Here is a 23,043-nt window from a genome sequence, read left to right as displayed (position 1 = left end):
AATCCCTGATTTTTTTATTGTTCAACCGTTAATCATTATTGGTTTTCTTTATCTGTTTTTAATAAGCCAGATGAACCTTCAGAATAATCACGCGGTGGCTCTTCAGATTTGCTTTCTGATGAGGCAGTCACCAATTGCTGGGTAAATAAACCTTTGTCGGCTGGTTTATTGCCAAGCAAGGTTTCAGATGAAACGGCATAGTGACGATAGAGTTTTTGATAATCACCAATTAAGGTTTTAAATAATTCAGCACTTTCCGCGAAATGTTTTTCAAGTTGTGCTTGTTTATCGCTTAATTGTGTTTTTACTTCTTTTAGTTCAGCTTCGGTTTGAACTTGTTTTTTGACTGAACCTTTTGTTAAACGTAACAGCAAATAGCCTAAGATTACGCCAACCACAAGCCCAATCACAGCAGCTTGCCATATTTCTGGTATCCATGATTGCATACATTACTCCTTCTTTTGAATTCAGTGTTTAGTGTAAAGGAAAACCGAAAAACTTTCTTTGCGGTTGATCACATTTTGGAAAAGCTGTGTTTACACAGCTGCAATAATAACGATTTCAACTTTCCAATCAGGATCTGCAAGTTTCGCTTCTACTGTTGCTCGGCTTGGTGGATTTTGACTATCGACCCATTCATCCCATGCTTGGTTGAGTTGAGCATAATCTGCCATATCTGCAAGGAAGATTTGCGTGGTAAGAATTTTGCTTTTTTCCGAACCAATTTCTGCCAATAATTTATCGATCAGTGAAAGGACTTCTTTGGTTTGTTCGTAAGCATTTTGCTTAACGGTTTTTTCCGGTACTTGACCAGCAAAATAGGCAGTATTGTTATGAATGACTACTTCAGAAAAGCGTTTGCTTGGTTGAATACGTTGAATCGACATAATGGCTCCTTTTTGATGAAGATAATTCCATTCTAAAGGCGGTTTTAGACTTTGTAAATCAAGAAATTGTGGGATAAAATAACTGAGAATTTTTATCAACTAAAGAGAACTATGAAACTCCTGATTTCGAATCAATATGGCGCCATTGTGATGGCACTATTGCCTTTTGTTTACGGTATGTTATTAGCTTCACCTGTTTGGGCGCATTTCTTTTTGCTGTTAGCTTGGTTCACCATGTATTTGCTGAGTTATCCAATGCTTAGTCTCTTTAAAGGCAAAAATATGGCGGAATATAAAAAGTGGACTATCATCTATGGTGTCGCAGCTTTTTTATTTGCGCTCCCCGCCATTTTTTATAACTGGCAAATTCTTTTCTTTATTGCAGCCATGTTTCCTTTTGTGTTGGTGAGTATCTATTACACCAAGAAAAAAGATGAACGTAACCTTCTCAATGATTTAGCGGGTATTGCGATTTTTGCCCTTGCAGGTATGGGATCCTATTATTTTTCTGACCGCACTTTTGATGAAAAAATCTGGTGGGTAGCATTGTATCCAAGCTTATTTTTTATTGGCACGACGCTTTACGTCAAATCAATGATGCGTGAACGCAAAAATCCGCTTTATCTCAAAGCCTCCATTATTTTCCACGTGCTTTGCGTACTCGGTTGCTTGTTTACCCAACACTATGTCTTGTCACTTGCTTTTGTGCTGGCGTTAATTCGTGCCATTTATTTACCCACCAAGAAACTTTCAGTGAAACAAGTCGGTCTAATAGAATTCGGAACATCCGCCATTTTTTTGATTATTTTATTGATAGCGACATTATAAGATGAAGACATTAGCCAAATTTTTACTCCTCGCCACGTTTACCTTAAGTAGTTCAGCATTTGCGATGAAAACTATTGATTTGGTCGATAAAGCGCAAATGACGGATCAGCAAAAAATGGATCTGGCACAAAAACTGGCAGAGAAACAAGATTGGAAAGCGGTTTTTGAAATTATGTATCCTTTAGCTTTGGAAGGTAATTTACAAGCACAAAGCAATTTAGGGATGCTTTATAATTTAGGCCGTGGAGTGGATGAAAATAAAGAGTTGGCTTATTGGTGGTTTAGCGAAGCTGCTGAACGAGGCAGCATTAAGGCTATCAATAATTTGGCAGTCATGTATTTCAACGGCAACAACTATGTGAAACAAAATACCGCTCAAGCGATTAAATTATTTGAAGCCAGTGCAACAAAAGATCCCGATGCTATGCTTACATTAGGGGAAATTTATACCAATCAGAAAGAATTTACCAAAGCCTTTGAATGGTTTCAAAAAGCCGCGAATGCGGGTAGTAATGAGGGGCGATTCCGTTTAGCTCGTTTGTATGAAGAAGGGATTGGAACACAAGTCAATATTGGCTTGGCCAAATTACTTTATTTGGAAATTATGAATACAGCGAAAAAGGATGAAATCAAAGAAATCGCCAGACAGCGATTACAACGTTTGAGCTTGTATTAAGAAAAAGTGCGGTTAATTTTAACCGCACTTTTTTATTTGACCTCCGCACCTTTCAACCAGCGTCTAACCCAACTGCGGTTTGGCATTAAGTTATGAATCAGCTCTTCACTCATCGGTAAGGGTTCGCCATAAATTAAGGAAGCCAGTGTTTCCCCTAAAAATGGTGCAGAGGTTAATCCTCGAGAGCCTAATGCACCGATTAAATAGAGATTAGAGTAGTTTTCAGCTTGCTCTATTGGCTGTTTACGGCGTCGTAAATTAAACAAATTCTGATATTGTACTTGCTGCGCTGAAAAATGAGGAACAGCGCCCATCATTGGCGTAAGATCTCGTACTGAACAACGCACACCGATTCGAGCAAGATTGCCCGATGTATCCACTTCTTTTGTCCAATCTTCAGGGATATTTTGCTGAATTTTTTGTTGGTTTTCTTGTTGTTCGGTTAGGCTAAATTCACGAGTCGCATTATCACGAACATGACTTGCGCCAATACAATGACTGGCTTTCGCTTGATCGACTGGCGTAAGGTAGCCGTCATAGCACAACACGGTTTTGAGTTTAAGCAAATTTGCGGATGTTGGAATTTGGCTCACTTGGCCGCGAACAGGATAGAGTGGCAGTTTTTGTGTTTGTTCAAAATCAGTAAGTTTATGCCCGTTTGCCAAAACAACTACTTCATGGTTGAACGTTTTATTTTCAGCTGTGGTGATTTGCCAACCATTTTCTGTTTGAGAAAGTGCGGTTACTTTTTGTGATATTTTAATCTGGACACCTTGTTTCTCTAAAAAGGCAAAAGCATGTTGAACTAACTGACGAGGTGCAAGCCAAGCGCCTTGAGGAATAAAACCGCCCCCAAAAGGTAACGGTAAGCCCACTTTTTTGCTTAATTCAGTTTGATTTAAGAACTGATATAAATCAGAAGGCAAATTCAGCGCAGCGATTTTATTTAATTTACTTTCAGCTTTGTCGTTGTAAGCACAAAGCGCAACACCGCAGAATTCGTGTTCAAATTCGATTTTTTGCTGAATTGCCCATTGTAGAAATTGGAGGCCATAGGCAAAAGCATGAATATAAAAACGAATATTACGCTCGTTATCATCGCTCAGTTGCGGATAAAATGCGCCTTGTTTATTGCCAGATGCATTGAGGGCAGTTTGCTCATCTTCGCAATAAATCGTAATTTTGGCGCCGCGTTTAAGCAGGGAGATTGCCGTACAAAGAGAGGCAATCCCACCACCAATAATGGCAATATCTTGCTCGTTTAGATTCGCGGATTGACTATGAAACCAGGGTAATGAAAGTGCGGTCAGTTTTTCATGCGTTTTTTGACCAGAAAGACATTCTCGTTTTTTACCAAAGCCTTTTCGTTTCGTAATATTAAAGCCTGCATTTTCTAAGCCTTTTCTGACCGCACTTGCTGCAGTAAAAGTCGCAAAGGTGCCTTGTGGCTTGGTAAAACGAAACATTTGCTGATAAAGCTGCTCGTTCCACATGTCTGGATTTTTACTTGGCGCAAAACCATCTAAAAACCACGCATCAATTTTATCATTCATATAATCGCCCAGTTGTGGCAGATTTTCAGCTACATCACCAAACCAAAGATCTAACGTGGTTTCATCAAAATGAAAACGATAGCAACCTTGAATGGGATTAAGCCAATGCTGTTGTAAATGCTGAGCAAGATGAGAAAATTGCGGATAGGCTAAATGAGCTTGTTGTAACGCATCAAGTGCCAAAGGGTATTTTTCAAAAGAGATAAAATAAAGGCGTTTTAAAGGCGAATTGGGGTACTTTTGACGAAATTCACCGAATAGCGTGGTCACCGCAAAGAAATTTAATCCTGTGCCAAACCCCGTTTCAGCAATAACAAAATGGGCTTCTTGATAATTAACCCAACGTTCCCACAACTGATTGCCTTCTAAAAACACATAATGGGTTTCCGCTAAACCATCCTGATTAGAAAAATACACATCATCAAATTTATCTGAAACAGGGGTATTCTCTTGGTTAAAATGAATTTTTGCATGCTGAATGGTGAACATGTGTTAGCCCTTTTTTGCCTTATCAAATTCTTTTATAATAGCACGGAAATTTTGAGACGGTTAAAACTTAACTGGTCGAACAAATGAATTATTGCTTGCAATATTTTCATTTCATAGTAAATTGCGTTCAGCTAACGACTGTAAGTTGAACTAAATTTCCCCTAAATCATAAGGAATAAAGAATGAAAAGAGCTGTAATTACTGGTTTTGGTATTATTTCAAGTATCGGTAACAACAAAGAAGAAGTTTTGGCTTCATTAAAAGCCGGTAAATCTGGTATTGAAGTCGTGCCTGAGTTTGTTGAAATGAAAATGCGTAGCCATGTTGCGGGCACAATCAAACTTGATCCAAGCGAGCACATCGATCGTAAAGTATATCGTTTTATGGGTGATGCGGCAGCTTATGCATACCTTTCTATGCGTGAAGCGATTGAAGATTCAGGTTTAACAGAAGATCAAGTTTCAAACGACCGTACAGGTCTTGTAATCGGTGCAGGTACTGGTTCAGCACACAACCAATTGGTGGCTTGTGATGCAGTGCGTGGTCCTCGCGGTGTGAAAGCAATTGGTCCTTACGCAGTAACTAAAACCATGGCTTCAAGCGTATCAGCTTGTTTAGCAACTCCTTACAAAATCCGTGGTGTGAACTACTCAATCAGTTCTGCTTGTGCAACGTCTGCACACTGTATCGGTCACGCAGTAGAATTAATTCAATTAGGTAAACAAGATGTGGTTTTCGCAGGTGGTGCGGAAGAATTATCTTGGGAATGTGCAACTGAATTCGATGCAATGGGTGCAGTTTCAACTAAATACAATGATACCCCAGAAAAAGCGTCTCGTGCTTACGATGCAAACCGTGATGGTTTCGTTATCGCAGGTGGTGGTGCAGTTGTAGTGGTTGAAGAATTAGAACACGCATTAGCACGTGGCGCAAAAATTTACGCTGAAATCGTGGGCTACGGTGCAACCTCTGATGGTTACGACATGGTCGCACCAAGTGGTGAAGGTGCTGAGCGTTGTATGAAACAAGCAATGGCAACTGTGGATACCCCAATTGATTACATCAACGTACACGGTACATCAACACCAGTTGGTGACGTGAAAGAATTAGGTGCGATCAAAAATGTATTTGGTGACAAAATCCCAGCGATTTCTTCAACCAAATCAATGACCGGTCACTCTTTAGGTGCTGCTGGTGCACACGAAGCAATCTATACCTTATTAATGCTACACAATGACTTCATTGCTCCAAGCATTAATATCGAAACATTAGATGAAGCGGCAGAAGGCTGCAATATCGTGACTGAAACAAAAGAAAATGCAGGTTTACAAACTGTGATGTCAAACAGCTTTGGTTTCGGTGGTACAAACGCAACTTTAGTTTTCAGACGTTATAACGGCTAATTAAAAATTCTTAAAATCTAACCGCACTTTGGGGCTTCCAAGTGCGGTTTTTTCTTATCATTGCTTCTTTTTTCCTCGCTCATAAAAGAAAACAACATTTAAAATGTGATCTAGTTCAAATTTTTGAATAAAAGAATAAAATTTTTTCATTTTTATAAAACTCTATACAAAATTTCGATTTTGTTTATTTTTAAATAATAATTTTTATTTAAAACTGTTTTTGTTTTATTTTTTAGATTTTAATGCTTTTAAATTGGTGTTTTTAGCGTTTTGTAACGCTAGACAAGTTGTGTTCTTTCGGTATGATGGTTCCATTGTTTTGACAACGAATCGTAGTAATAAAAGTGCGGTCAGTTTTAGGAGTAAAATATGAAGAAATTATCCGGTGCGGAAATGGTGGTTCAGTCTTTGCGTGACGAAGGCGTTGAGTATTTATTTGGTTATCCAGGCGGTGCCGTATTGGATATTTATGATGCAATCCATACCCTTGGTGGGATTGAACATATTTTAGTCCGTCATGAGCAAGCTGCGGTACATATGGCTGATGGTTATGCGCGTGCGACAGGTAAGGTAGGTTGCGTGTTAGTAACCTCAGGTCCAGGTGCAACCAATGCGATTACGGGTATTTTAACGGCTTATACTGATTCAGTGCCAATGGTGATCATTTCAGGTCAGGTCATGAGTAGCTTAATCGGTCGTGATGCATTCCAAGAATGTGATATGGTGGGGATTTCTCGCCCGGTAGTTAAACACAGCTTTATCGTTAAAAAAGCAGAAGATATTCCAGGTATCTTGAAAAAAGCTTTTTATATTGCTTCAACAGGCCGTCCAGGTCCCGTTGTCGTAGATATTCCAAAAGATACCGTAAACCCAACATTAAAATATCCTTACGAATATCCAAAATCAGTTGAGCTTCGTTCTTATAATCCAACAGTAAATGGTCACAAAGGTCAAATTAAGAAAGCGTTAAAAGCATTATTAGTGGCTAAAAAACCGGTTTTATTCGTCGGTGGTGGTGCAGTTGCTGCAGGCTGTCATGAAGAATTAACACAATTTGCACAACGTTTAAATTTACCGGTAACTTCATCGTTAATGGGTTTGGGTGTATATCCAAGTACCGATAAACAATTCTTAGGTATGCTTGGGATGCACGGAACTTACGAAGCCAATACAGCCATGCATGAAAGTGATTTAATTCTAGGTGTTGGTGTTCGTTTTGATGACCGAACCACTAACAACTTAGATAAATATTGCCCGAATGCAAAAGTGATTCAGATTGATATTGATCCAACTTCTATTTCTAAAAACGTTCCTGTAGCGATTCCAATTGTAGGTAACGCAAAAAATGTATTGGATGAGTTCTTAAGCTTATTAGGTGAAGAAATTGGTTCGCGTCCTCAAAACCAATTAGAAGATTGGTGGAAACAAATTGATGAATGGAAAGCGAAAAAATGCTTGGATTTCGACCGCACTTCAGGCGTAATTAAACCGCAACAAGTGATGGAAGCGGTATATCGTATTACAAAAGGCCAAGCTTATGTGGCATCGGATGTAGGCCAACATCAAATGTTTGCTGCATTACATTATCCATTTGATTTACCGCGTCGTTGGATCAATTCAGGTGGTGCAGGTACCATGGGCTTTGGTTTACCTGCTGCTTTAGGGGTGAAACTTGCGCATCCTGATGCAACTGTAGTTTGCGTAACGGGTGATGGCAGTATTCAAATGAATATCCAAGAGCTTTCAACAGCGACACAATATGGTATTCCTGTTGTGGTGATTTGTTTGAACAACCACTTCTTAGGCATGGTGAAACAATGGCAAGATTTGATTTACTCAGGCCGCCATTCTCAAACTTATATGAATTCTTTACCAGATTTCGTGAAGTTAGCGGAATCTTATGGGCATGTGGGAATTCAAATTTCAACACCAGATGAATTAGAAAGCAAATTACAAGAAGCCTTCAGCATTAAAAATAAATTGGTCTTTGTTGATATTAACGTTGATGAGACCGAACACGTTTACCCAATGCAAGTTCGAGGCGGGGCGATGAATGAGATGATTTTAAGCAAACCACAAGAGGAGAAAGAATAATGCGTAGAATTTTATCTGTTTTATTAGAAAATGAATCCGGTGCATTATCTCGTGTGGTCGGCTTATTTTCCCAACGTGCATTTAACATTGAAAGCTTAACTGTGGCACCAACCGATGATCCAACGCTTTCTCGTATGACGATTGAAGCGGTGGGGGATGAGCAAGTGCTCGAACAAATCGAAAAACAACTTCACAAATTAGTGGATGTGTTTAAAGTTATTAACTTGAGTGAACATGAGCACGTTGAGCGTGAAGTGTTGTTAGTGAAAGTACGTGCAACGGGTTCATCGCGTGATGAGTTAAAACGTTTAGCCGACATCTTCCGTGGGCAGATTGTGGATGTAACAACAAAATCCTACACGATTCAATTAACGGGTACAAAAGACAAATTAGATGCTTTTGTTGAGGCTGTGAAGGAAGAAAGTTCATTACTTGAAATTGTTCGTTCAGGGTTAATCAGTCTTTCTCGTGGTGAGAAGAATATTCTTTAATGATCTCGAAAGTGCGGTTAAAAATGACCGCACTTTTTTATGTAAAAAAGGAAGTCATAATGGACTTCCTTTTTGTTTGTTCTGAATGAATATCAAGCTTCCGATTTATTGGTTAATGCGATATATAAGCAAACTGCAAAGCCGGTAAGTAAAACATAAGGCGTAAAGGCTGCAACACCTGAAGGAGCTGCCGCTAAGCCAAAGTTATGTGCCACAGCTGCGCCCAGTAGCATACCGAGAACAAATAATGCCGAGTCATTGTTACCTTCCCCTATATTGACTAGTTGTTTGCCAGGACAACCACCGCCTAATGCAAAGCAAAGACCGCAAAGCGCCATAGAAAGGAAATTGTAGAGATAGTCATTATGCGCAATAGGTTGTTTTTCAAAGCCCAAATGGAATTGACCTAATAAGGCATTGGTTATTGCCGCAAAGACAATCAATGCAATCACGCCATTTAATAAATGCGCATCACGGAAGAGGACAAAGTTTCGGAATGCTCCAATTGTGCAAAAACGCGATTTTTGCATCAGCACACCGAGAAGTAATCCGCCAGCAAGTGACATCCAAATAGCCGCATGTTGTGCACCTGGGCCTTTTTCAGAGGTGTAAATCGCTAGATTTTCACCAAATTTAAATTGGGTTAAGGCTAAAACAAGCAAAATTACGGCAAAGATTGGACCAATTAAACCTGAAGATTGGCTTTGTTCCTTAGATTTACCTAATGAGAATCCTCGATTAGCGAAGAAAATGCCGCCTAATACACCGGCAAACAATCCTACGATACCTGCAATTGCAGTGAGATCACCGCCACCTAATCGTAAATAAGCACGCCATGGACAACCTAAGAAAATGAGTGCACCAAGCATCGCAAAAAAGCCTAAGCTAATACGAGCGAGTGGGGCAGAGCCACCACGAGGTTTAAATTCCTTAGATAAGAATGCACTGGCGAGTGCTCCTAAAACTAATCCAATGAGTTCTGGGCGAAGGTATTGCAATGGGGCGGCGTGGTGTAATCCAAGCGATCCGGCTGTATCGCGTAAGAAACAAGCCGCACAAAATCCCATATTACCAGGATTGCCATTGTAAGTGAGAAGTGGCGCAACGATACCAAGTGCAGCACCTGCAACCACAGGCCAAGTTAAAATTTTCATAATTAGACCCTTGTGATATCTGAAGTTAAATTGAATTGTGTGTTTTTAATAATAAAAACAAAGGTATTGTAGAAAGAGTTGAAAAATAAAGAAAGTTTATTTTCTTGAAATTGTGAGCAGGATCAAAGATTAGTTGATAATGAGAACAGCTTGTCTAATTCTTATAAAAATAAAAGTGCGGTTAAATTTAACCGCACTTAAGATATGTTATTCAGCAGGGTACCAATGCAAATGTTCAAAGGCTATCTGACATGTTTCGCCTTCTTTCGGGCCAGAATCTCGTCGTCCAATTTGAACACGAATATCTTGATCTCCAACTTGGATATTATAATCCGTCACTTCACCAAGATAAGAACGACGTTTTACAACACCTGGGATTCCACCTTGTTGAACAAATTCAATGTCGGATGGACGGCTTGCTAATATGGCTTTCCCTTGTGAAAGTAAGTCATTATTTGGCATTTCTGGAAGATTAAAAATACCATCAATTTTATCAATATGAATACCTTGTGATGACAGGTTTACATTTAATTGATTTGATAACCCGATAAAATTGAAGACAAACTTGTTAGCTGGGTTGTTATAAATGTTTAATGGGGTATCAATTTGTTGTACCGCCCCTTTCTTCATAACCATAATACGATCTGAAAGTGCCATTGCTTCAGATTGGTCATGCGTCACATAAATAATTGAGAACCCAAATTTTTTCTGTAATGCCTTAATTTCAAACCGCATTTCTTCGCGAAGATGTGGGTCTAAGCTTGATAATGGTTCGTCTAGTAACATGACGTCTGGGTTAATTGCTAATGCTCTAGCAAGTGCCACACGTTGTTTTCCGCCACCAGATAAATCATCAGGGCTTTTCTTGGCAACACTAAGTAAATTAGTGTGTCTTAACGCATCAGTTGTTCGTTTTTCAATTTCTTGGGCTGAAATATTTTTGAGTTTTAACGGAAAGGCAACGTTATCATATACCGTCATATGTGGCCATACCGCAAAGGCCTGAAAGACCATGCCAAAATTGCGTTTCTCTGGCGGGAGATAGAAATTGTTTTTCTTCGATGACAGTAATTTATCACCAACTTTAATTTCTCCTCCGTCTAAGTCTTCAAAGCCAGCGATCATTCTTAGGGTTGTTGTTTTTCCACAACCCGATGGCCCTAGCATAGAGAAACATTCGCCTTTTTCGATAGAAAGGTTAAGATCTTCAATGGCAATAACATCACCAAATTTTTTCATGACATGATTTAATTGAATATAGCTCATCTTTTACTCCTAACCTTCTATTTTTGAGTTTTCTTTTCAGCATAACGTTTAATAACGGTTTGACCTAACACAATGATTATTAGGGCGATACCTGCTAATGCCGCAGAATAAACGGTTTCACCGTCTTCATTTAGGGTATAAATTGCTACCCCGATGGTTCGTGTAGAAGGACCATATAACATAACAGAAACGGTCAATTCGCGTAGAGCCGGAAGGAAAATTAGGAAGAAGGCGGCAATCATCCCCGGTCTTACGAGTGGGATAACAATATCTTTTAAAGATTGCCACATACTTGCTCCACATGCTCGAGAAGCTTCAACTAATGAATCATGTACTTGCTCAAGTGCAGCAGAGTTAGCTTTGAGTGAGAAAGCCATATAACGTGCAATGTAAGCAATTAAAATAATCCAAACTGTATTGTAGAGATTGATACCAAATTTACCACTCCATGCAAGGATCACCCCAAGAGCAATTACAGAGCCAGGTACGGAGAATGGCAACATCCCTAAGAACTCAAGAATGCCTTTTCCGCGAACACGCATTTTAACGATAACATAAGAAATCATTACCCCTGCAAACATGGTAATCAATGCTGCTGCGAGACCGAGGGTTACACTATTGCGAATTGCATCTTTTGTTAACTGCCATTCAAATAAGATGAATTTATAGTTATCTAATGTGAGATTTTCCCATGTAATTGGTAATCCATAGGTTTTTAATCCGCCAACAAGGAAAATCGTGACTGTAGGTAATACGATTGTAAAGGCGATGTAGAGTAAGCAAATAACAAGCAACGGTTTTCTTAAACCACGAAGTTTTACTTCGATAGGTCTAAAGCTTTTACCTGCAATAATTTGGAATCGACCTTTATTTAAGATTTTGTTTTGTAACCAAATAATTAGTGCCGCAGTGAATACTAAAACAGTTGCAAGCACAGTACCGGTACGAATGGCTTCAAAACTACCCGCACTTTGGTGAATACGTTCATAAATGAGGGTTGGAATGTTGAAAATACCATTTTCTACGCCTAGTACGGCAACAGTACCAAAGTGAGCCATAGAATAGAGCATAATGAGTAATGCACCAGAAAGAATACTTGGCATAACGAGTGGAATGGTAATTTTACGTGTAATGGTAAAGAGGCTTGCGCCAGAGATTCTAGCTGATTCTTCTAATGTAGGATCCATGCGCTCCAATGCACCACAGACTTGGATAAAGACGAATGGGAAAAGATACATCGTTTCTACGGCCATAATACCGGCATAGCTATAGATATTAAAAATAGGCCCATCAAATCCTAAATCCATGAAGAATTGGTTAATGTAGCCAGAACGTGGTGAAAGTAACATTTTCCAAGCTAATGCCCCAATGAAAGAAGGAAGCATAAAAGGTACAAGGAACATCACTTTCATAAAACCTTTATAAGGTAGATCTGTTCGAGTCACTAACCAAGCAAAAAATGTACCAATAATCGTACTCATCACAGTTACGCCAGATGCGATAAAAAGTGAATTGAGTAATGCTTCATAGGTTTCTTCTTGCTTAAGAATATTCACCACATCAGTGATATTAAATTGCCCGTCAACCCAAAATGAATTGAGGAAAATAAGTAAAACAGGAACCGCAACAACGATCACTAAGATACCGATAGATAAGGCTAGAATAACGTTAGCAATATTGAATGGATGATTATTTTGAATAGTTGTAGCCATAATAAACCCCTCTAGATTTCTTTAGCAGAATCAAACCAAAGCAAATCATGAAAACTGATAAAGCAATTTTCACCTTCATTGAACATTAAATTATTACGTAATGCTTTATTAGTTGGGATTTCTGTTCGTAGTGTTACACCATCAATCTCTACCATATAATCCATTACCGCGCCAAGAAAGCTGGCTCTTGATATTTTTCCTAGTAAACCCTCATTGTTTTTGCTTAGTATGATATCGGAAGGTCGACATCCTAATTTCCCTGAGTTAGGCGGCAAGTTTTTCCAATTTAAAATTTGATTGCCTTCTCCAATGTAATGATGATTATTTTGGTATCTCACAGGAATGAAATTTGCGAGCCCCATAAATTTAAACACCATCTCATTTTCTGAACGCTCATAAATGTCCCATGGTGTGCCAATTTGTTGGATATCACCATGCTCATTCATAATGGCCAAACGATCTGATATTGCTAAGGCAATTTCTTGGTCATGTGTTACGTACAGAATAGTAATACCGAGTTTTTTCTGTAATTCTTTAATTTCAAAACGCATTTCTTCTCGAAGATTGGCATCTAGGTTATTGAGAGGTTCGTCTAAGAGCATTAAAGATGGTTTAGCAACTAATGCCCTTGCGAGAGCAACACGTTGTTGTTGCCCTCCTGATAATTGAGAAGGTAAACGTTCTTCTAAGCCAGTTAAATTGACTAATTCGACAACTTCCATCACTTGTTTATGGAGAGCTTGTTTTTCAATATTTTTTAATTTAAGAGGATAGGCGATATTGTCAAAGACAGTCATATGTGGCCAAACAGCATAATCTTGGAAGACCACACCTAGACCACGTTGATCTGGTGGAACATCCGTGTTTGTAGCGGGATCGGCAACAACCACATCGTCAATTAAAATACGGCCACTATCAGGCACATCAAATCCTGCAAGCAGGCGTAATAAGACAGTTTTTCCACAGCCGGATGGGCCAAGAAGTGTAAAACATTCTCCATCTTGTACAACTAAGGACAGATTTTTTAACACTTCATTTGAACCGAATTTTTTGGATACATTTTCAAATGTAATTGTTGCCATAATCACTACTCCTTACTGATTAACGACCTTGAAGAATTTGAGTGAAATGTTTAATTGTTTCTTCTTTTTCTGACATTAATTTTTCATAGTCAATAGGAATTGCTCTTGATACCGCATCCTCTAGAGATGGCATACCAAATTTAGCATCAAGTTCAATACCTTTTCTAACTGGTAATGTTCCTTCATTTGCAATGATTTTTTGTCCATCTTCAGAAAGTAAGAAGTCAATAAATTTTTGTGAAGCAGCAAGGTGTTCAGTACCTTTTAAGATCGCTGCAGGGCTAGGGATGACAAGCGTTTCTTTTGGATAAACCAATTTTAATTGCGCGCCTTTTTTGATTTTATCGTTGGTAATATAGTCAACAGCGAGGGAGGCTAATAAATCACCAGATGCGGTATCGTCGATAACTTGTCCTGCGCCTTTACCCACTTTTGCTTTATTGGATTTTAATTTTTCAAAGAATTCCCAACCAAATTTATCTTTTAATAAAGAAACACTCATATATGACGTACCCGATAATGCAGGGTTTGCAATACCAAACGCACCTTTATATTCAGGTTTTAAGATATCAGCCCATTCAGCAGGCGGGTTATCTTTAACGAAACGCGTATTGTAGGCGATTGCTAGTGTGCCGAGGCGGATTGGAGTAAAAGAACCATCGAAATTAGGGATAGGATTAACGATATTGTTTGTTTCAGGGGAAACATAAGCTTCGAGCATGCCGTTCTTTTTCATTTGGAAGAAGTCAGGTACTTCACTTGTCCAAATTACATCAGCCATAATTTTCCCGGATTCTTTTTCCGTTGCAATTTTAGCCATCAATTTTCCGGCACCAGCAGACTGATAATCCATTTCAACATCTGGATATTTTTCAGTAAACTTAGCTTTTAATGCTCCAATTAATGATTCCTTCATTGATGTGTACACAATTAATTTTTCTTGTGCTGCAGCAATATTACTAAGTGACATACCTAGTCCAATAGCAATCAATGTTAAAGACATTTTTTTATTCATAATGAAACCTCACTGAGATAGGGATAAAATCAGTAAATGAGATCAAACTACGATCGACATTTATACCAAAACATCTAACCTACAAAATACGCTTAAATATTTGAATATAAAAGTCTAAATTTAAATAATTTTCAGATTTGTGATAGAGATCACTTAATAATGTCTAAATCCATCTTCCCAAATGCAATTCCACAATATCAACTAAATGTCGAAGAAATGTAGTGTCTTGGTCGTTGTGGAAACGGTCAGTGTCTCGAGATTTGAAGAGTAAAAGTGCGGTTGGTTTTTGGGGTGTTCCACCTAAACGGCAAATCGCCACAGAGCCGATAGGGAGTTCTTCAGGAAGGAACATGAGGGCTTTTTCTTTATTGGAGAGATCGCCTAAATAGAATTGGCGTAAACCCATACGCTCTAGTCGAATGAGTTCAAAAGCTTTTCGGTCTAGCCAATATTGTTCAGGAATGCTGTCCTTTTTTTGCCAGCTGTCAGTGAAAAGTAAGATTTTGGCACCTTCTAGCTCATAACCTTTTGCCCAGTCATCTAACTTTTCATCGATGACGATAAAGTCTTCTGTTTGAAATAGTTTTTTCTGCAAAGGCAAAAGAGCAAAGAAGATATCTGCTTCTTGATGAGCAAGTTGATGAAATTTTTCGAGGAGTTGAGTAAGCGTTTTGATTTGTTTTCGTTGCTGAGCAAGTTGTGCTTCGACTAACGAAATTGTCCCTTCTTCATGGCTATGTGGAATGGTAAGCTGTTGAAGTAATTCCGGGCGATGAGTAAAAAAATCAGGGTGATTTTTTAGGTAGTCAGCAATATCTTGTTCAGTCATCAAAAACTCCTTAAAAAATAACCGCACTTGGTTGTACCAACGTGCGGTTTATTTTTATGCTGTTTTAGGCCGCAAATGGATCGCGTAAAATCATTGTTTGAACACGATCTGGACCCGTTGAAAGGATAGCTACCGGCACACCAGTTACTTCTTCGATACGTTTGATGTAATCACGGCAAGTTTGCGGTAATTTATTTACATCAGTCACACCGAAGGTGTTTTCTTTCCAACCAGGTAAGGTTTCGTAAATTGGCTCTACGCCTTCCCAATCTTTTGCTGCTAATGGCGCATATTCAACGATTTCACCATTTGGCATTTTGTAAGCGGTACAGATTTTCACTTCATCAAAGCCATCTAATACGTCTAATTTGGTCATGCAGAAACCAGAAATTGAGTTAAGTTGAATCGCACGGCGAATCGCTACAGCATCGAACCAACCACAACGACGTGGACGACCAGTTACTGCACCAAATTCGTTACCTTTACGGGCAATTTCAGCACCAGTTTCATCGAATAATTCTGTGGTGAATGGACCGCCACCAACACGTGTACAGTAAGCTTTGATGATACCTAACACATAATCAAGGTTACGAGGACCGAAACCAGAACCTGTCGCTACGCCGCCTGCTGTGGTGTTCGAACTGGTTACATACGGATAGGTGCCGTGGTCGATATCAAGCATGGTGCCTTGTGCACCTTCGAATAGGATGTTGTCGCCATTTTTACGAGCAGTATCTAAAATAGTTGTGATATCTGCTACCATGCCAGTAATAATATCAGCTACCGCGAACACATCGTCTAATGTTTTTTGATAATCAACAGGTTCTACTTTGTAGTAGTTCACCAATTGGAAATTATAGTATTCAAGGATATTTTTTAATTTTTCAGCAAAGGCTTCGCGATTGAATAAATCGCCCACACGTAAACCACGACGAGCTACTTTATCTTCATAAGCTGGGCCGATACCACGACCGGTTGTACCAATGGCTTTTTTACCTAATGCGGCTTCACGCGCGTGATCCATGGCAACGTGATAAGGTAGGATTAATGGACAAGCTTCTGAAATTAATAAACGTTCACGTACTTTTACGCCACGGCTTTCTAATTCGCCCATTTCTTGCATTAATGCGGCAGGAGAAAGCACTACGCCGTTACCGATTAAACAGGTCACGTTATCACGTAAAATACCTGATGGAATTAAGCGTAATACGGTTTTTTCACCATTAATAATTAAAGTGTGACCTGCGTTGTGACCACCTTGGTAACGCACCACATATTTAACGCGATCTGTTAATAAATCAACGATCTTGCCTTTCCCTTCATCGCCCCACTGAGCGCCAAGAACAACAACACTTTTTCCCATAATTTCCGCCTTAAGTTTGCGTAAGTTTATAAATCAGACAAACGATTACTTTACTCTTTTTTGGTCGTAATCTCAAATTTTAAACGTAAAAAAGTGCGGTTATTTTTAACCGCACTTTCAGTAAATTTTTTATTCAAACAATGATTTGTGTAATGAACGAACCACGTCATCTGCTTTGTCACTCATCGCGAGCATACAAATGTTATTGGTGCTTGCGCCATAGCTAATCATGCGAATGTTATAGCCTTCAAGAGTGTCAAAAATACGTTTTGCCACACCTGAAGCGAGGTGTAAATCATTTCCAATTAATGCGACAAGCGATAAGCCAGTATCCACTTTCACGGTACAATATTGGCTTAATTCTTCTAGTAATTCCGGAGAAAGTAATTCTACACCAGATGACGCTGAGCCAGTTTTATCTAAGGTTAATGCAATGCTTACCTCAGAGGTTGTGATCGTATCCACTGAAATTTTATATTTCGCTAAGATAGTGAATACATTCGCCAGGAAGCCCTGTGCATGTAGCATACTGAGACTTGAAAGCGTTAGTAGGGTTTGATCGCGACGTAATGCAATTGCACGGAATGTTGGGCGAGGTTGCGGATCACGTGTTACCCAAGTACCGCCAGCTTCTGGTGCTTTACTTGAACCTACATAAACAGGGATATTACTGCGCACAGCAGGAAGCAATGTCGCAGGGTGTAATACTTTCGCCCCAAAGGTTGCCATTTCAGCTGCTTCAGCAAAGCTCATGGTATCAATACGTTGTGCATTTGGTACGATACGTGGATCGGTCGTATAAATACCCGCCACATCCGTCCAAATTAAGACATCTTTTGCGTTTAATACTTCTGCTAAAAGTGCCGCAGAGTAGTCGCTACCACCACGGCCTAAAGTAGTCGTTTTACCGCCTGGTTCACGACCGATAAAGCCTTGAGTGATGACTAATTCACCGCGGTCGATTAATGGTTTCAATAAATTATCGCAGTTCGCTTGAGTTTGTGCATCATCTGGTGCCGCTTTACCAAAGTTATCATTAGTTGCCACTAAAGTACGTACATCAACCCAAGTCGCAGAAGCTTTTAATTCTCTTAATACTTCAATGAAAATTTGCGTTGACATCATTTCACCGTGGCTAATGAGCTCATCAGTTAAAGCGAGTGATGTTGCAAGACTAGCCGCTTCAGAAAGTGCGGTAATATTTTCTAAGTATTTTTCAATGATAGGGCGAACACGGCTGTCGTCTTTTAATTCATTTAAAATGTTTTCTTGAATTTGGCGGACTTCACCAATTAATTTTGCGCGCTCTTCAGCTTCGACACCATTGGCTAAGGCAACTAATAAGTTTGTTACACCAGCAGATGCTGAAAGCACGACAACGCGAGTATTAGGATCTGCAATGACAATTTTGGCACAAGCTTGCATAGCGGAATAGTTCGCGACGGATGTACCACCAAATTTTGCTACCGATAAATGAGACATAAGATAATCCTCTAAAATGAAAAAAGTAAGATGTTGTATTTTATGATGGCTATTAGAAATAGCGATTTAAATAAAAATTGTCAAATAAATATGATAAAAAATCGTATAAAAATCTTTTTATTTAGATCTTTTTTGATTAAACAGGGTAAAAATTAAAGAATCATTAACTATTCAGCAGGCATTGGCAGTGGTTCTGGCGTGCCAAGAAAATAAGGTTTTACCCCGATAATTAAGTCTAATACGGCTTTCACGCGAGCAAACATTTCGCGGACACGCGTCCCAAAATAAACTTCAGGCTGTTTTGCGGTGAAACAAATGGCATCAATATCGTAATGTTTAGCAATAAGCAGAGCACGTTCACAATGGAATTTTTGACTGATGATCGTAAAAGAGGGAACTTGGAAAACTTTATTTGCTCTCACAACAGAGTCTAAGGTGCGGAATCCTGCAAAATCTTTAAACATGACGCTTTCAGACACGCCCATTTTACGTAGGTCTAAAAACATGGTGCGAGGCTCGTTATATTGAAGCGTGCGGTTATCGCCACTTAGCAATAAATAATCAACTTTATTTTGATCGATTAAGTATTTTGATGCTTCTAAACGGTAGTCGTAATATTTGTTGGTTTTGCCTTTGGCAACATATTTAGATGTACCAAGTACTAGTGCATAGTGGCGATGAGGGAGCGTTTCAACGTCTTCATAAACGCGATCCTGTACATAGAAACTAATAGCACGATCAATGGTGAAGCAACCAATCAAGACGAGTAAACCTAACCCCAAAGCGTAGCCGAGGAGTTTTTTCAGCGGAAGGCGAGAGAGCCATGAAAGTGCGGTCATTTTTAACCGCATTTTGGATAGTTGCATATGGCTAACATACTGAAAAATCAAAATAATTTCAAGTGTAATTTGTTTACCAAATTGATAAGGAAATATTTGGACGTCTAAACGTCTAAAACTTCTTGACAAAAAACATGAGCTGTTGATAATTGTTAAATCATCAACGTAAAAGGTTATCATTTTAATGGCTGTGCAAAATGTCGTGCTTTTTCAAGACAATCCCCTCCAATTAACATTGGGTGGGCAGCTTTCGCCTATCAATGTCGCGTATCAAACTTACGGGACTTTAAATGCAGATAAAAGCAATGCTGTATTGATTTGTCATGCCTTAACGGGAGATGCAGAACCTTATTTTGATGAACCGAATAAAGATGGTTGGTGGCAAAATTTTATGGGGGATGGCCTCGCATTTGACACATCTAAATATTTTTTCATTTGTTCAAATGTATTAGGAGGTTGTAAAGGAACAACGGGACCAAGCTCAATTAATCCCACTACGGGAAAACCTTATGGTAGTCAGTTCCCCAATATTATTGTTCAAGATATTATCAAAGTACAAAAAGCGTTACTTGACTATCTCGGTATAACACATCTAAAAGCGATAGTGGGCGGCTCTTTTGGCGGTATGCAAGCTACACAATGGGCAATTGATTATCCGGATTTTATGGATAATATTGTGAATCTTTGCTCTTCAATTTTCTTCAGTGCGGAAGCTATTGGGTTTAATCATGTGATGCGTCAGGCTGTCATTAATGATCCGAATTTTAATAATGGTGATTATTATGAAGGGACACCGCCTAATCAAGGTCTTTCTATTGCTCGTATGTTGGGAATGTTGACCTATCGGACCGATGTACAGTTAGCCAAGGCATTTGGGCGAGCGACTAAATCTGAAGGACAATTTTGGGGTGATCACTTTCAAGTGGAATCCTATTTGAGTTATCAAGGTAGAAAATTCTTAGAGCGTTTTGATGCTAACACCTATTTGCATTTATTGCGTGCTCTCGATCTGTATGATCCTAGCGTAGGGTATACGGATGTCAAAGAAGCGTTATCTCGAATTAAAGCCTGCTATACATTGGTTTCAGTGACAACAGATCAACTATTTAAATCCATTGATTTGCATAAAAGTAAACAGCTTTTAGAGCAAGCTGGCGTGGATTTAAGATTCTACGAATTCCCATCGGATTATGGTCACGATGCGTTTTTAGTGGACTATACAGCGTTTGAAAATAAAATCCGAAGTGGATTAGAAGGCGAGTTTGAATAACATGAATAGAAAAGGCGGAAATCTCCGCCTTTTTTGATCTTTATAGATGGCTCACAAAACGTGATAAATCTTTTGGTTTACAGTCTCTTTCTAATTTTTCAGCTGCGGTACCAATTTGTAATAAGGCAACGATCTTATCATTTTTGTCACAACCAAATGCTTCACGTAATTCACGTCCCTCAACGAGAGGACCAGTTGCCCAAAAACTTTCAAAACCCAATGCATTGCCTGCAAGTTGAATCGCATAAGTTGCTGCACCTGCAGTAAGCATTTGTTCCCAACCTGGTACTTTTTTAACTTCATGATTAATTTTAGCTATCACTGCAATGACCATTGGCGCACGGCGTGCAAAGTTTTCTGCTTTTTTTAATCGTTCTTCACCTAAATCAAATTCAGTCACCGCCGCTTTGAGTAAGCTTTCCAATTCACTTAAACCTGTGCCTTGGATTACCACGAAATGATAAGGTTCAAGTTTACCATGATCAGGGGCATGTAAAGCCGCTTGAAACATCTGTTCTAATTGCACTTGGCTAGGGGCTGGTGCCATTAATTTTTTATTCGATTTGCGTTGTGTTAAAAGGGTTAATGCATCCATAGTATTTTCCTTCTTCTAGTTAAGTGCGGTTGATTATAGCATAGTTTTTCATAGGACTTTATGATAGGCTACGCACAATTTTTATTTCTGTTTTAAAGGTTTAATTTCGCATGAATGTCATCTTAAGCGTATTGAAATTTTGTTGTAAAGCGCTCAATTTTATCCGAAATCTTGTGATGAATTTTGTGTTCTTACTGTTTGTTTTAGCGTTGATTGTGCTTGTCAGTCTTTTTAGTGATGGTAAGAAAAGCCAAGTTTTATCAGGCGATCAAGGCGCATTATATTTAAATTTAACAGGCTATCTTGCAGATAACACGGAAGATATGCTGAGTTGGCAAGAGGAATTTCAACGTTTAAATAATGAAAAGGTCTCTTATAAATATTCCACTTTTGATGTGGTACAAAGTATTTTATCTGCAAAAGATGATGAACGCATTCGTGGTTTAGTACTGAATTTAAATGACTTTGAAGGGGGCGATCTTCCCTCATTAGAATATGTAGGAAAAGCGATTCAAAGTTTCAAAGAGTCAGAAAAGCCAGTTATTGCTTATGCTGATAATTACACGCAGGCACAATATTTCCTTGCGAGTTTTGCGGATGACATTTATCTCAATCCGATTGGGCAAGTCGGTATTCAAGGTTTGCGTCAGGAAAACCTTTACTTTAAATCCATGCTCGAAAAACTTGAAATCACACCTCATATTTTCCGTGTAGGGACTTATAAGTCCGCGGTAGAACCATTCTTGCGTGATGATATGTCGCCAGAAGCAAAAGCGAATATGCAAAAATGGCTTGGCGGCATGTGGCAAAACTATATGCAAACACTAATGGTTAATCGTCATATTACCGCCAATGATGTATTACCCAATGCACAAAAATACATTAGTGATTTAAAAGCGTTAAAAGGTGATGAAACGGCTTATGTGAAAAAACGTCAGTTAGTGACACAGTTTGCGACAAGATTGGATTTAGATAAAAAATTGACCGCACTTTTTGGTCAAGGTGAAGAGGGCAAAGCCAAATTAGTCGATTTTGAAGATTATTTATCTGATTTAGGTGATCGTTTCTCTGTGGATCCAAATGAAAAAAATATTGTTGCGGTAGTGAATGTCGAAGGGACAATTATTGATGGTGAAAGCGATGAAGAATCAGCTGGCGGTGATACCATCGCGAAGTTATTGAGACAAGCCTACAATAACGAGAAAGTGAAGGCGGTTGTTCTCCGTGTTAATTCTCCGGGCGGTAGCGCTTTTGCATCAGAAATTATTCGTCAGGAAACTGAAAATCTTCAAAAAGCAGGTAAGCCTGTTGTGGTATCTATGGGCGGTATGGCTGCATCTGGTGGTTATTGGATTTCATCTACTGCAGATTATATTGTGGCAGATAAAAATACGATTACGGGTTCCATTGGGATCTTTGCATTATTCCCAACCTTTGAAAACACGATTAAAAAAATGGGAATGAGTAGCGATGGGGTAGCGACAACAGATCTCGCGGAAACATCAGCTTTAAGCCCTCTAAATAAAAATACTCAAGATATCTATCAACTTGGTATTGAAAATGGTTATGACCGCTTCTTAGATGTCGTAAGCCGTGGTCGTCAGTTATCAAAAGATAAAGTAGATAAAATTGCTCAAGGCCAAGTTTGGTTAGGGCAAGATGCACATAAAAATGGTTTGGTGGATGAATTAGGTGATATAGATGTAGCCATTGAGAAAGCTGGTGCCCTAGTAAACCAAAATCCGGATAAATATATGGATAGCTTTAGTGTGCAATGGTTAGTTGATGAAGATGATAGCTTCTTAGCAAAATTAGATCGCAAGCTTAAGCAAAAAGGGCAAGTATTATTGACAAATTGGTTGGGATTGCCACAGGAAGTACATCAAGTGAAAAAACAACTGAATGTGTTAACCAAATTTAATGATCCAAAAGGGCAGTATTTGTATTGTTTAAATTGTGGTTCGGTTAAGTAAAACAGTAAAACAGTAAAATATAAAAAGGGCGGAATATAATTT

20 protein-coding genes are annotated in these 23,043 nt (G+C 38.9%); 7 read left to right on the top strand and 13 right to left on the bottom strand.

The annotated features are described in order from the left end of the window. Window positions 1-35: 35 nt before the first annotated feature. Both HMPREF3279_RS02590 and HMPREF3279_RS02585 read right to left on the bottom strand, forming a co-directional pair. Window positions 36-446, bottom strand: coding sequence for a Z-ring associated ZapG family protein (locus tag HMPREF3279_RS02590; RefSeq protein ID WP_014065209.1), 411 nt, complete (start codon window positions 444-446; stop codon window positions 36-38). Window positions 447-536: 90 nt separating this feature from the next. Next, on the bottom strand, window positions 537-887 hold the full coding sequence (locus tag HMPREF3279_RS02585) for a RidA family protein (RefSeq protein WP_005698531.1): 351 nt from the start codon (window positions 885-887) through the stop codon (window positions 537-539). A gap of 111 nt (window positions 888-998) precedes the next feature. Here HMPREF3279_RS02585 and HMPREF3279_RS02580 point away from each other — a divergent pair, with 111 nt between their 5' ends. Continuing rightward, window positions 999-1,715, top strand: a complete 717-nt coding sequence (locus HMPREF3279_RS02580; RefSeq protein WP_070867982.1) for a YwiC-like family protein — start codon at window positions 999-1,001, stop codon at window positions 1,713-1,715. A 64-nt stretch (window positions 1,716-1,779) separates the two neighbouring features. Further along, a complete protein-coding gene (locus HMPREF3279_RS02575) occupies window positions 1,780-2,391 on the top strand; it encodes a tetratricopeptide repeat protein (RefSeq protein WP_257282668.1) in 612 nt (203 codons plus the stop codon). Window positions 2,392-2,423: 32 nt separating this feature from the next. Here the strand turns inward: HMPREF3279_RS02575 and mnmC are convergent, their stop codons facing one another. Continuing rightward, the gene (mnmC, locus tag HMPREF3279_RS02570; protein WP_070867981.1) at window positions 2,424-4,433 is read right to left on the bottom strand and encodes a bifunctional tRNA (5-methylaminomethyl-2-thiouridine)(34)-methyltransferase MnmC2/FAD-dependent 5-carboxymethylaminomethyl-2-thiouridine(34) oxidoreductase MnmC1; all 2,010 of its coding nucleotides are present in this window, start codon (window positions 4,431-4,433) and stop codon (window positions 2,424-2,426) included. 182 nt (window positions 4,434-4,615) lie between these two features. On the opposite strand from mnmC, the gene fabB reads away from it, so the two are divergent. From fabB to ilvN, 3 genes are all read left to right on the top strand, one after another. Beyond that, the gene (gene fabB, locus HMPREF3279_RS02565) at window positions 4,616-5,836 is read left to right on the top strand and encodes a beta-ketoacyl-ACP synthase I (RefSeq protein WP_049365920.1); all 1,221 of its coding nucleotides are present in this window, start codon (window positions 4,616-4,618) and stop codon (window positions 5,834-5,836) included. Between the two features lie 369 nt (window positions 5,837-6,205). After that, on the top strand, window positions 6,206-7,930 hold the full coding sequence (locus tag HMPREF3279_RS02560; protein ID WP_070867980.1) for an acetolactate synthase 3 large subunit: 1,725 nt from the start codon (window positions 6,206-6,208) through the stop codon (window positions 7,928-7,930). Further along, on the top strand, window positions 7,930-8,421 hold the full coding sequence (gene ilvN, locus HMPREF3279_RS02555; protein ID WP_070867979.1) for an acetolactate synthase small subunit: 492 nt from the start codon (window positions 7,930-7,932) through the stop codon (window positions 8,419-8,421). Before HMPREF3279_RS02560 ends, ilvN begins: the two co-directional genes overlap by 1 nt. Before the next feature lie 92 nt (window positions 8,422-8,513). Here ilvN and yedE read toward each other — a convergent pair whose 3' ends face one another. The 9 genes from yedE to HMPREF3279_RS02510 form a co-directional block, all read right to left on the bottom strand. Beyond that, window positions 8,514-9,575 (bottom strand): YedE family putative selenium transporter, encoded by a 1,062-nt coding sequence (gene yedE, locus HMPREF3279_RS02550; RefSeq protein ID WP_070867978.1) that lies wholly within the window; start codon window positions 9,573-9,575, stop codon window positions 8,514-8,516. A gap of 207 nt (window positions 9,576-9,782) precedes the next feature. Then, window positions 9,783-10,841 carry an ABC transporter ATP-binding protein gene (locus tag HMPREF3279_RS02545; protein WP_070775457.1) on the bottom strand — a complete coding sequence of 353 codons (1,059 nt, stop codon included), beginning with the start codon at window positions 10,839-10,841 and terminating at the stop codon, window positions 9,783-9,785. A 17-nt stretch (window positions 10,842-10,858) separates the two neighbouring features. After that, the gene (locus HMPREF3279_RS02540; protein WP_014065220.1) at window positions 10,859-12,553 is read right to left on the bottom strand and encodes an ABC transporter permease; all 1,695 of its coding nucleotides are present in this window, start codon (window positions 12,551-12,553) and stop codon (window positions 10,859-10,861) included. Window positions 12,554-12,564: 11 nt separating this feature from the next. Further along, entirely contained in the window at window positions 12,565-13,635 is a 1,071-nt protein-coding gene (locus tag HMPREF3279_RS02535) for an ABC transporter ATP-binding protein (protein ID WP_070867977.1), read from the bottom strand. 19 nt (window positions 13,636-13,654) lie between these two features. Further along, a complete protein-coding gene (locus HMPREF3279_RS02530; protein WP_070867976.1) occupies window positions 13,655-14,650 on the bottom strand; it encodes an ABC transporter substrate-binding protein in 996 nt (331 codons plus the stop codon). 163 nt (window positions 14,651-14,813) lie between these two features. Then, entirely contained in the window at window positions 14,814-15,479 is a 666-nt protein-coding gene (locus tag HMPREF3279_RS02525) for a DUF484 family protein (RefSeq protein ID WP_070867975.1), read from the bottom strand. A 64-nt stretch (window positions 15,480-15,543) separates the two neighbouring features. Continuing rightward, entirely contained in the window at window positions 15,544-16,842 is a 1,299-nt protein-coding gene (gene purA / locus HMPREF3279_RS02520; RefSeq protein ID WP_005695883.1) for an adenylosuccinate synthase, read from the bottom strand. A 129-nt stretch (window positions 16,843-16,971) separates the two neighbouring features. Beyond that, on the bottom strand, window positions 16,972-18,324 hold the full coding sequence (gene lysC, locus HMPREF3279_RS02515; protein ID WP_070867974.1) for a lysine-sensitive aspartokinase 3: 1,353 nt from the start codon (window positions 18,322-18,324) through the stop codon (window positions 16,972-16,974). A 167-nt stretch (window positions 18,325-18,491) separates the two neighbouring features. After that, on the bottom strand, window positions 18,492-19,190 hold the full coding sequence (locus HMPREF3279_RS02510) for a SanA/YdcF family protein (protein WP_049365910.1): 699 nt from the start codon (window positions 19,188-19,190) through the stop codon (window positions 18,492-18,494). Between the two features lie 157 nt (window positions 19,191-19,347). Here HMPREF3279_RS02510 and HMPREF3279_RS02505 point away from each other — a divergent pair, with 157 nt between their 5' ends. After that, a complete protein-coding gene (locus HMPREF3279_RS02505) occupies window positions 19,348-20,433 on the top strand; it encodes a homoserine O-acetyltransferase MetX (RefSeq protein ID WP_070867973.1) in 1,086 nt (361 codons plus the stop codon). A 40-nt stretch (window positions 20,434-20,473) separates the two neighbouring features. Here HMPREF3279_RS02505 and HMPREF3279_RS02500 read toward each other — a convergent pair whose 3' ends face one another. Beyond that, a complete protein-coding gene (locus HMPREF3279_RS02500) occupies window positions 20,474-21,028 on the bottom strand; it encodes a nitroreductase family protein (RefSeq protein WP_070867972.1) in 555 nt (184 codons plus the stop codon). Window positions 21,029-21,138: 110 nt separating this feature from the next. Between HMPREF3279_RS02500 and sppA the strand changes: the two genes are divergently transcribed. After that, window positions 21,139-23,001, top strand: a complete 1,863-nt coding sequence (gene sppA / locus HMPREF3279_RS02495; protein WP_070867971.1) for a signal peptide peptidase SppA — start codon at window positions 21,139-21,141, stop codon at window positions 22,999-23,001. The last annotated feature ends 42 nt before the right edge of the window (window positions 23,002-23,043 follow it).

This window comes from Haemophilus sp. HMSC71H05 (assembly GCF_001838635.1).
Classification (GTDB): Bacteria; Pseudomonadota; Gammaproteobacteria; order Enterobacterales; family Pasteurellaceae; genus Haemophilus_D; species Haemophilus_D parainfluenzae_R.
The sequence above is the reverse complement of the archived record's forward strand: the minus strand, read 5'-3'. Positions and strand labels throughout refer to the sequence as shown.

Coding starts and splice junctions, on each gene's coding strand:
- HMPREF3279_RS02590 (WP_014065209.1), bottom strand. CDS start 446: ATGCAATCATGGATACCAGAAATATGGCAAGCTGCTGTGATTGGGCTT.
- HMPREF3279_RS02585 (WP_005698531.1), bottom strand. CDS start 887: ATGTCGATTCAACGTATTCAACCAAGCAAACGCTTTTCTGAAGTAGTC.
- HMPREF3279_RS02580 (WP_070867982.1), top strand. CDS start 999: ATGAAACTCCTGATTTCGAATCAATATGGCGCCATTGTGATGGCACTA.
- HMPREF3279_RS02575 (WP_257282668.1), top strand. CDS start 1,780: ATGAAAACTATTGATTTGGTCGATAAAGCGCAAATGACGGATCAGCAA.
- mnmC (WP_070867981.1), bottom strand. CDS start 4,433: ATGTTCACCATTCAGCATGCAAAAATTCATTTTAACCAAGAGAATACC.
- fabB (WP_049365920.1), top strand. CDS start 4,616: ATGAAAAGAGCTGTAATTACTGGTTTTGGTATTATTTCAAGTATCGGT.
- HMPREF3279_RS02560 (WP_070867980.1), top strand. CDS start 6,206: ATGAAGAAATTATCCGGTGCGGAAATGGTGGTTCAGTCTTTGCGTGAC.
- ilvN (WP_070867979.1), top strand. CDS start 7,930: ATGCGTAGAATTTTATCTGTTTTATTAGAAAATGAATCCGGTGCATTA.
- yedE (WP_070867978.1), bottom strand. CDS start 9,575: ATGAAAATTTTAACTTGGCCTGTGGTTGCAGGTGCTGCACTTGGTATC.
- HMPREF3279_RS02545 (WP_070775457.1), bottom strand. CDS start 10,841: ATGAGCTATATTCAATTAAATCATGTCATGAAAAAATTTGGTGATGTT.
- HMPREF3279_RS02540 (WP_014065220.1), bottom strand. CDS start 12,553: ATGGCTACAACTATTCAAAATAATCATCCATTCAATATTGCTAACGTT.
- HMPREF3279_RS02535 (WP_070867977.1), bottom strand. CDS start 13,635: ATGGCAACAATTACATTTGAAAATGTATCCAAAAAATTCGGTTCAAAT.
- HMPREF3279_RS02530 (WP_070867976.1), bottom strand. CDS start 14,650: ATGAATAAAAAAATGTCTTTAACATTGATTGCTATTGGACTAGGTATG.
- HMPREF3279_RS02525 (WP_070867975.1), bottom strand. CDS start 15,479: ATGACTGAACAAGATATTGCTGACTACCTAAAAAATCACCCTGATTTT.
- purA (WP_005695883.1), bottom strand. CDS start 16,842: ATGGGAAAAAGTGTTGTTGTTCTTGGCGCTCAGTGGGGCGATGAAGGG.
- lysC (WP_070867974.1), bottom strand. CDS start 18,324: ATGTCTCATTTATCGGTAGCAAAATTTGGTGGTACATCCGTCGCGAAC.
- HMPREF3279_RS02510 (WP_049365910.1), bottom strand. CDS start 19,190: ATGCAACTATCCAAAATGCGGTTAAAAATGACCGCACTTTCATGGCTC.
- HMPREF3279_RS02505 (WP_070867973.1), top strand. CDS start 19,348: ATGGCTGTGCAAAATGTCGTGCTTTTTCAAGACAATCCCCTCCAATTA.
- HMPREF3279_RS02500 (WP_070867972.1), bottom strand. CDS start 21,028: ATGGATGCATTAACCCTTTTAACACAACGCAAATCGAATAAAAAATTA.
- sppA (WP_070867971.1), top strand. CDS start 21,139: ATGAATGTCATCTTAAGCGTATTGAAATTTTGTTGTAAAGCGCTCAAT.